Annotated in this window: 5 protein-coding genes, 1 tRNA gene and 4 pseudogenes; 5 read left to right on the forward strand and 5 right to left on the reverse strand. The window is 72.6% G+C overall.

Going from position 1 to position 7,609, the window contains the following annotated elements; translation table 11 throughout:
* A pseudogene (locus tag J1M39_RS12600) lies at nucleotides 1-138 on the forward strand (IS256 family transposase); the annotation flags it as partial.
* Between the two features lie 22 nt (nucleotides 139-160).
* Here the strand turns inward: J1M39_RS12600 and J1M39_RS04475 are convergent.
* Nucleotides 161-1,370, reverse strand: a pseudogene (locus tag J1M39_RS04475) (IS256 family transposase); the annotation flags it as partial.
* 9 nt (nucleotides 1,371-1,379) lie between these two features.
* Between J1M39_RS04475 and J1M39_RS12225 the strand changes: the two are divergent.
* Nucleotides 1,380-1,505: pseudogene (locus J1M39_RS12225) on the forward strand (integrase core domain-containing protein); the annotation flags it as partial.
* A gap of 29 nt (nucleotides 1,506-1,534) precedes the next feature.
* A complete protein-coding gene (locus tag J1M39_RS12605) occupies nucleotides 1,535-1,735 on the forward strand; it encodes a hypothetical protein (protein ID WP_422614626.1) in 201 nt (66 codons plus the stop codon).
* Here J1M39_RS12605 and J1M39_RS04485 read toward each other — a convergent pair.
* Nucleotides 1,697-1,768: transfer RNA gene (locus tag J1M39_RS04485), tRNA-Asn, on the reverse strand. The two genes, J1M39_RS12605 and J1M39_RS04485, sit on opposite strands and share 39 nt — an antisense overlap.
* A 206-nt stretch (nucleotides 1,769-1,974) precedes the next feature.
* On the opposite strand from J1M39_RS04485, the gene J1M39_RS04490 reads away from it, so the two are divergent.
* The gene (locus J1M39_RS04490) at nucleotides 1,975-2,649 is read left to right on the forward strand and encodes a PepSY domain-containing protein (RefSeq protein WP_081339288.1); all 675 of its coding nucleotides are present in this window, start codon (nucleotides 1,975-1,977) and stop codon (nucleotides 2,647-2,649) included.
* Between the two features lie 80 nt (nucleotides 2,650-2,729).
* On the opposite strand, the gene dnaG is transcribed toward J1M39_RS04490, so the two are convergent.
* From dnaG to J1M39_RS04505, 3 genes and pseudogenes are all read right to left on the reverse strand, one after another.
* The gene (gene dnaG, locus J1M39_RS04495) at nucleotides 2,730-4,640 is read right to left on the reverse strand and encodes a DNA primase (protein WP_206496495.1); all 1,911 of its coding nucleotides are present in this window, start codon (nucleotides 4,638-4,640) and stop codon (nucleotides 2,730-2,732) included.
* A 30-nt stretch (nucleotides 4,641-4,670) separates the two neighbouring features.
* The gene (locus tag J1M39_RS04500) at nucleotides 4,671-4,916 is read right to left on the reverse strand and encodes a hypothetical protein (RefSeq protein ID WP_069942019.1); all 246 of its coding nucleotides are present in this window, start codon (nucleotides 4,914-4,916) and stop codon (nucleotides 4,671-4,673) included.
* Nucleotides 4,917-4,978: 62 nt separating this feature from the next.
* Nucleotides 4,979-5,704: pseudogene (locus J1M39_RS04505) on the reverse strand (bile acid:sodium symporter); the annotation flags it as partial.
* Between the two features lie 89 nt (nucleotides 5,705-5,793).
* On the opposite strand from J1M39_RS04505, the gene J1M39_RS04510 reads away from it, so the two are divergent.
* Nucleotides 5,794-7,377 carry an anthranilate synthase component I family protein gene (locus tag J1M39_RS04510; RefSeq protein ID WP_113914073.1) on the forward strand — a complete coding sequence of 528 codons (1,584 nt, stop codon included), beginning with the start codon at nucleotides 5,794-5,796 and terminating at the stop codon, nucleotides 7,375-7,377.
* The last annotated feature ends 232 nt before the right edge of the window (nucleotides 7,378-7,609 follow it).

Here is a 7,609-nt window from a genome sequence, read left to right on the forward strand (position 1 = left end):
GTGCCCGCGCTGGTCAAGGCCGCGCTCGAGCGGGGCCTGCAGGCCGAGCTGACCAGCCATCTGGGCTACGAGAAGGGCTCGAGCGAGGCGCCGAAGCACGCCAACTCCCGCAACGGGACCACCCCGAGGGCGTGTCAACTTGTCTGTGTAAGCGGGGTGGTCACAGGTAGGGGTTGATCCGGTCGGGGTAGGCCGCGGCGAGCTGGGCGAGGGCCTGCTTCCAGTTCGTGACGGCCTGGCCTTCGACGAGCCGGCCCTGGGCTTTGCGCTGGCCGGCGGGTTTGCCCCGGTCCCGAGCGCGTTCGGCGGCGCGTTTGTCTTCGATGTTGCAGATCGCCAGCCAGAGCAGCTTCACCGCCGCCTCGGCCTTCGACGAGCCGGCCCTGGGCTTTGCGCTGGCCGGCGGGTTTGCCCCGGTCCCGAGCGCGTTCGGCGGCGCGTTTGTCTTCGATGTTGCAGATCGCCAGCCAGAGCAGCTTCACCGCCGCCTCGGTCGAGGGGAAGTGGCCGCGGTTCTTGGTCACCTTCCGTAGCTGGAAGTTCAGCGACTCGATGCTGTTGGTCGTGTAGATGACCTTGCGGAGCATGGGTGGGAACTGCAGGAACGGGATGAACCGCTCCCAGGAGTTCGCCCAGGTCGCGGCTGCAGACGGGTACTTCGTGCCGAGCTCGGAGGCCTCGAACTCGGCCAGCGCCTTCCTCGCGGTCTCTTCGTTGGGGGCGGTGTAGATCGGCTTCAGCGCGGCGGCGACCTTCTTGCGGTCCTGGTAGGCCACGAACCGCATCGCGGCCCGGATCAGGTGAACCACGCAGGTCTGGACCATCGAGTCCGGCCACGTCGCCTCGATCGCCTCCGGCAGGCCCTTGAGCCCGTCGCAGCACACGATCAGCACGTCCTGCACGCCCCGGTTGGCGAGATCGGCGCAGACGTGGGCCCAGAACGCCGAGCCCTCGGTGTCCTGGACCCAGATCCCCAGCACGTGCTTGATGCCCTCGAGGTCCACGCCGACGGCGATGTAGGCGGCACGGTTGAGGACCTGGCTGTTCTCTCGGATCTTGATCCGGATTGCGTCGAGATAGATCACCGGATAGAACTCCTCCAGCGGCCGCGACTGCCACGCCAGGACCTCTTCGCTCACGGCGTCGGTGATGTTGGAGATCGTCTCGTGCGACAGGTCCGTGCCGATCGTGGAGGCCAGGTGGTGCTGGATGTCCCGGATCGTCATTCCGCCGGCATAGAGGCTGATGATCATGTCATCCAGGCCCCCGAGGCGCCGCTGGCCCTTGGGCACCAGGCGCGGGGTGAACGACCCGCCCCGGTCTCGCGGGACGTCCAGCTCGATCGGCCCGACCTCGGACTCCACGGTCTTCGGGGTGGGCGTGAGGCCCTGCAGGTGTGGGTGAACCACTACAACTACCATCGGCCTCATACCTCCTGCGGGGACGCCCCGCCAACCTCGTTGGCCCCGGCACGAGTCAACAACGTCATGACCTCTTACACCTAGCAGCAGCGCTCGGCGTCTCACAGAGCGGCATCTCACACCGGCTTCGCGCGCGGGTGGCCTTTACGTTGGAGGAGCTGGCCACCATCGCGGAGGTCTTCGACATCACGCTCGCGGAGCTGCTCGGCCCGGTCATCCTCCAGGCACGAAGAAGCCCCCACACCGACATGGTCGGTGCAGGGGCCTCTGCTCGGCTCCCCCGGTTGGATTCGAACCAACAACCCTTCGATTAACAGTCGAATGCTCTGCCGTTGAGCTACGGGGGAATGTGCCGCGAACCGCCGGAGCCGTTCGGACAACGGATGGAACTCTACCAGAGCCCCCGCCCGCGTGCCACCCGGCCGCGGGGCGCCGTCGTCGCCCTGCCCGCCCCCGGGGACCGGCGGCCCTTGCCAGGCACGGCTCCGGCAGGCCTACCGTGCGAGGACATCCCCAGAATCATCAGGAACGGACCCGAAGGAGAGACGTGTCCATGACCATCACGACCCTCACGCGTAAGACCGCCCTGACCGGCACGGGCGTGCTGGCCGCGCTCGCCCTCGCGGCTTGCGGCACCACGGCCGACAACGGCGACGACGGCTCCGTCTCGCCGGAGGTCGACGCCTCCTCGGCAGTGGCGAGCACCCCCGCCACGGACGACGCCTCGACCACGTCGGCCTCGGCGTCGTCGTCGGCCTCGTCGACGTCGGCGTCGTCGACGGCCGCCGCGGCCAGCAGCGGCTCGGGCACCGGCCAGGCCGACGACCCCGCCTACGCGGTGATCGACGCGGTCCTGGAGAAGCACGGCGACGGCATCATCGTCGAGGTGGACGCCAACGATGACGACACGACCTGGGAGGTCGACGTCGTGGTGGGCGAGGAGGTGAAGGAGCTGGACGTCACCGCCGACGGCGACATCACCGAGACCGACCGCGAGTCGGATCTCGAGGACGTCCAGAAGGCGAAGGACGCCGAGGTCACCGCCCAGCAGGCACTCGACACCGCCCGGGAGGGCCGTGACGGGGTGACCCTGGACGAGATGGACCTGGAGGACGACAACGGCACCCTCCAGTGGGAGGTCGGGTTCGATCGCGAGGACGGCTCCGACGGCCCCGAGGTCGAGATCGACGCCACGTCCGGCGAGGTGCTCACGGTCGACGAGCGCTGACGCCGCGCGGCCGACGGACCGCCGTTTCCCGAACGAAACGCCCCTGAAGCCGCCGTTTCCCGAACGAAAACGGGTGGGGGTCAGTCGTCGGCACGGAGGGCCCGGCGGCGCGCCTCCAGTTCCATGAGCTCGCTGTTGAGGCGGGTGAACTCGGCGGGGTCGCCCTCGGGGCCGAGCCGCTGCAGTCGCCCGAGCAGCTCCTCCTTGCGGTGCACGATCTGCAGGGCGAACAGGCGGTTCATGATGTCCCGGCAGTACCGGTCCACATCCTCGGGAGTGCGGGCGGGCAGGTCGCGGACGGCCAGCTCGGAGACGACGCCGGCCACCTCCTGGGGCACCGCGTCCCGCACGGCGTCGACCCAGCGCTGCGGCGTCGCCCCCGCCGACCCGGCCATCTTCACGCCCTGGTGGACGGCGGCGTACTGCGGGACCGTGAAGCGGGCGGCGTACAGCGCGGTCCACTGCTCCGCGGAGAGCAGGGTCGGATGCTGCAGCACCACCTCGAGGGACTCCCGCTCCCGACGGGCGACGGGGTCGCGCGGATCCACCGGCACCACGATCCGCGGCGCCGGGGCGGCAGCCTCCCCGTGGCGGCCCTGGGGCCCGATCGCCTGCCCGTCGTCCGCCGGGGCCGGCCGCGCCTCGGGCTCGGGCCCCCGCCGCGGTGCGCGCCCGGCCGCGGCCACAGCGCGGTGCACGGCGTTCGGGTCGAGGCCGAGCCAGCCGGCCAGCTCCCGCTCGTAGCCGGGACGCAGGACGGCGTCCTTGATGCCCGCCACGATCGGAACGGCATGGCGCAGGGCGCCGGCGCGGCCCTCCACGGTGTCCAGGTCGTAGTCCTTGAGCCCGGCCCGGATCGCGAACTCGAAGAGCGGCCGCCGCGAGGCGATGAGCGCGCGCACCGCCTCGTCGCCCTTCTGCATGCGCAGATCGCACGGGTCCATGCCGCTGGGCTCCACGGCCACGAACGTCTTGGCGAGGAACCGGTGGTCCTCGTCGAACGCCTTGAGAGCAGCCTTCTGCCCGGCCTCGTCACCGTCGAAGGTGAAGATCACCTCGCCGCCCGTGCCGTCGTCGGAGATCAGGCGGCGGGCCACCTTGATGTGGTCCGCGCCGAACGCGGTGCCGCACGTGGCCACCGCCGTCCCGACGCCGGCCAGGTGGGCCGCCATCACGTCCGTGTACCCCTCGACGAGCACCAGCTGACGCTCCTTGGCGATCGTCCGCTTGGCCAGGTCGATCCCGTAGAGCACCTGCGACTTCTTGTAGAGCGGCGTCTCGGGGGTGTTGAGGTACTTGGGCCCGGGGTCGTCGTCGTACAGCTTGCGCGCGCCGAAGCCGATGGTCGCGCCGGTCATGTCCCGGATGGGCCAGAGCAGGCGGCCGCGGAACCGGTCGTACAGGCCGCGCTGCCCCTCGGACACCAGCCCGGAGGCGCGCAGCTCCTCGTCCCGGAACCCCTTCTGCCGGAGGTGGTCCAGCAGGTGCGACCACCCCTGCGGGGCGTACCCGAGGCCGAACTGCGCGGCGTGCTCCTGCGTGAACCCGCGCTGGGTGAGGAAGTCGCGGGCGGCCTGGGCCTCGGGCGAGCCGAGGGCACGACGGAAGAACTCGTCCGCCACCTTGTTCGCCTCGAACAGGCGACGACGGCGCCCCGTCTCCGCCTTGTCCGGGCCGGTGCCGCCGTCCTCGTAGTGCAGCTCCACCCCCACGCGGGACGCCAGCCGCTCCACGGTCTCCGTGAACGTGGTGTGCTCGAGTTCCATGAGGAAGCTGATGACGTCCCCGTGCGCGCCGCAGCCGAAGCAGTGGTAGGTGCCCACGCCGGGGCGCACGTGGAACGACGGCGTCCGCTCGTCGTGGAACGGGCACAGCCCCTTGAATGAGCCCACGCCTGCCGAGCGCAGGGTGACGAACTCCTCCACGACGGCCTTCAGATCCGTGCGCTCGCGGACGAGGTCGATGTCCTTGCGCACGATCAGTCCAGCCATGCGGACCATTCTAGGGAGGGGGCGGAGCGGTCAGCCCCGAGCGGAACCGGCCTGCGTGGATGGCTCGGTCTCCGCTGCGGCCTGTGCAGGACCGGTCCCTGCCGCGCGGGACGCTTCGGTCCGCGCCGCGTCCACTCCCTCGGACGCGGGGCGCCCGGTGGCGGGGTCGATGACGGGCAGTGCGCCGGTGGCCGCCTCGACCAGCGGATGGAACAGCGCGGCCGACGCCAGGCCGCCGTGACGGCGGCGCGCCGAGGACACGAACGAGAGGCTCATGTCGCCCACCATAGCCACCCGGGACCGTGATTCCGGTCACGGTAAGGCAACATTCTGGGCGGTCAGGTCACGGTTCGACCCGCGCCCGCCCCCGCGGACTGCCCGTGCAGCGGCAGCAGCCGGGGCACCAGCCGGACGAGGCTCACCATCGCCCCGAGCTCCACGAGCGTCTGCGTCACCACCACGAGCGGGGCCGGGTCCAGGCTCGCCGGCAGGGCCAACGCCAGCGGCAGCACGACCAGGGAGTTCCGCGTCACGCCCGAGAACACGAGCGCCCGTCCTGCGGGCACGTCGAGACGCGCCCACCGCGCAGCCACCACGCCGAGGGCCACCATCACGGCGGCGAACGCCGCGAACAGGGGCACGACGGCGGCCAGTGCGGGCAACCGCTCCCCCACCCCGCGGATCTGGGAGGCGACCACCGTGAACAGCGTGACGACCATGAGCGGGACCATCGCCGCCGTGCACCCGCGCACCACCCCGGCTGCCGTGCGGCGCACCCCGCCGCGGCCGCGCGCCGTGCCCCACTGGAGCAGCGCCGCGAGCGCGAGCGGCGCCAGGATCAGCAGGACCAGCGCACGGACGAAGGGCCCGACGTCGACCGCGGCCACGGCAGCCTCGCCGGCGACGACGCGCAGCAGCACGGGCAGCACGACCAGCTGGACGAGCATGAGCAGCGGAGCCGCCGCCAGCAGCCGCTCGGCCGCCCCGCCCGCGAGCGCGGTGAACGCGATGACGTAGTCCACGCACGGGGCCAGCAGCACGAGGAGCACGCCCACGAGCAGCGCGGCGACCAGGGCGCGGCGGGGCGGGGAGGACGGCATGCCGCCAGCGTACGGAGCGATTCGGGCGGGGGCTGACCCCTACGCTGGGGGCCATGCCCACCGCGCCCGTCCCGCCCCAGGACGCCTCCACTCCCCTGCACGTGGCCGTGCGCACGCTCGACGCCGCGGCGCTCGCGGCGGCCGGACACACGGCGGCGACCGCCGTGGCGGCGGTCTACGCGCACGCCGTCGTGCGCGGGGCGGCGTCGTTCTGGCTGGACTCGGCCCTGCCGGACCCGGCCGAGGCCCGCTGGTCCGTGGCGGGCGACGGCCTGGACGTGCTCGGCGAGGAGCAGGGCCGCACGCCCTCCCCCGGCCCGCGGCTGGTCCGGCACGACGACCCCGCCGATCCGGACCGCGCGTGGGCCGACCTCGCGGCCGCGGCCGCGCCCCGGCCGGTGGTCGGCGGCGAGGGGCTGCCGCTGCGCGGCGGCCTGGTCGGCTGGCTCGGCTACGAGCTCGGCCTGGCGGATCTGGGGGTGACACCGCCCTCACGTCGAGCCGAGGACCCCGCGTCCCTGCCCGCGCAGTTCTGGGTGCGCCCGTCCCGCTACGTCGTGGCGGACCACGCGGCCGGGGTGCTGCACTGCTGCGTCGTCTCCCTCGCTCCGACCGCCGCGGAGACCGGGGCCGACCGCTGGGCAGGGGACGTGCGCCGCGCCCTCGCCGCGGCCCGCCGCGCTCTCGAGACGGCGGCGGGCGACGTCGTCGTGCCCCCGCCGCGGGACGCCGGCCCGGGACCACAGGCCGACGAGGAGGCGCCGGGCACGTGGCGCGAGGACCGGGCGGCGTACGCCGAACAGATCGCCCGCTGCCGCGCCGCGCTGCACGCCGGCGACTCCTACGAGCTGTGCCTGACCACCCGCTTCGACGCCGATCCCGGGCTACGCGTGGACCCGCTGGTCCTCTTCCACGAGCTCGCCGCGCACCAGCCGGCCCCGTACGCGGCGCTGCTGGAGCACGGCACGGGCTCCCGCCGGTGGGCCGTGGTCTCGGCCTCACCGGAGCGATTCCTCGCCGGGCGCGCGGGCCGGTACAGCACCAAGCCGATCAAGGGCACCGCCGCCCGCCTGCCCGACCCGGTCGCGGACGCCGAGGCCGCCCGCGCGCTCGCCGCCGACCCCAAGACGCGCGCCGAGAACCTCATGATCGTGGACCTGCTGCGCAACGACCTCTCCCGGGTGTGCGAGCCCGGCTCCGTGCAGGTGCCCTCCCTCATGGCGGTGGAGAGCTACGCGAGCGTCCACCAGCTCGTCTCCACGGTCACGGGGACCGCGCGGGCCGGCGTCGAACCCGTGGACGTGGTGCGGTCCCTGTTCCCCGGCGGGTCGATGACGGGCGCGCCGAAGCGACGCAGCGTCGAGCTGCTGGCCGCGTGGGAGGCCTCCCCACGGGGGGTCTACTCCGGGGCGCTGGGGATGCTGAGTGCGGACGGGACGACGTCGCTGTCCGTCGTGATCCGCACGGCCGTGCTCGCCGGGGGCCGCTGGTCCGTGGGGGCCGGCGGGGCGATCGTCGCGGACTCGGACCCGGCCGCCGAGCACGACGAGGTCCTCCTCAAGGCCCGCGGCCTGCGCCGGGCCCTCGCCCGCGCCGCCGGCACGGGCCTGCCGACGACGTCGCCCGACCTCACCTGACCCCACTCACGGGTTCGGGGGCGATATTCGGCGGTATTCCGACGGAATAACGCCGCAAACCGCCCCCAAACGAAGGGGGGCGACCACCCGTGCCGCCTGCCTAGGTGTTGTGGGGCATGAGGTTCTTGACATGGGTGCCGGGCTGAGATGAGACGAGCGGACCTCTCCCGCAGGATGGAAGTTCCTCAACAACCCACCTGCCAGAAGAGACCCGCTCATGACTCACGCTAAC

The sequence above is a fragment of the Micrococcus sp. KRD077 genome (genome assembly GCF_017168505.1).
Lineage (GTDB): Bacteria > Actinomycetota > Actinomycetes > Actinomycetales > Micrococcaceae > Micrococcus > Micrococcus luteus.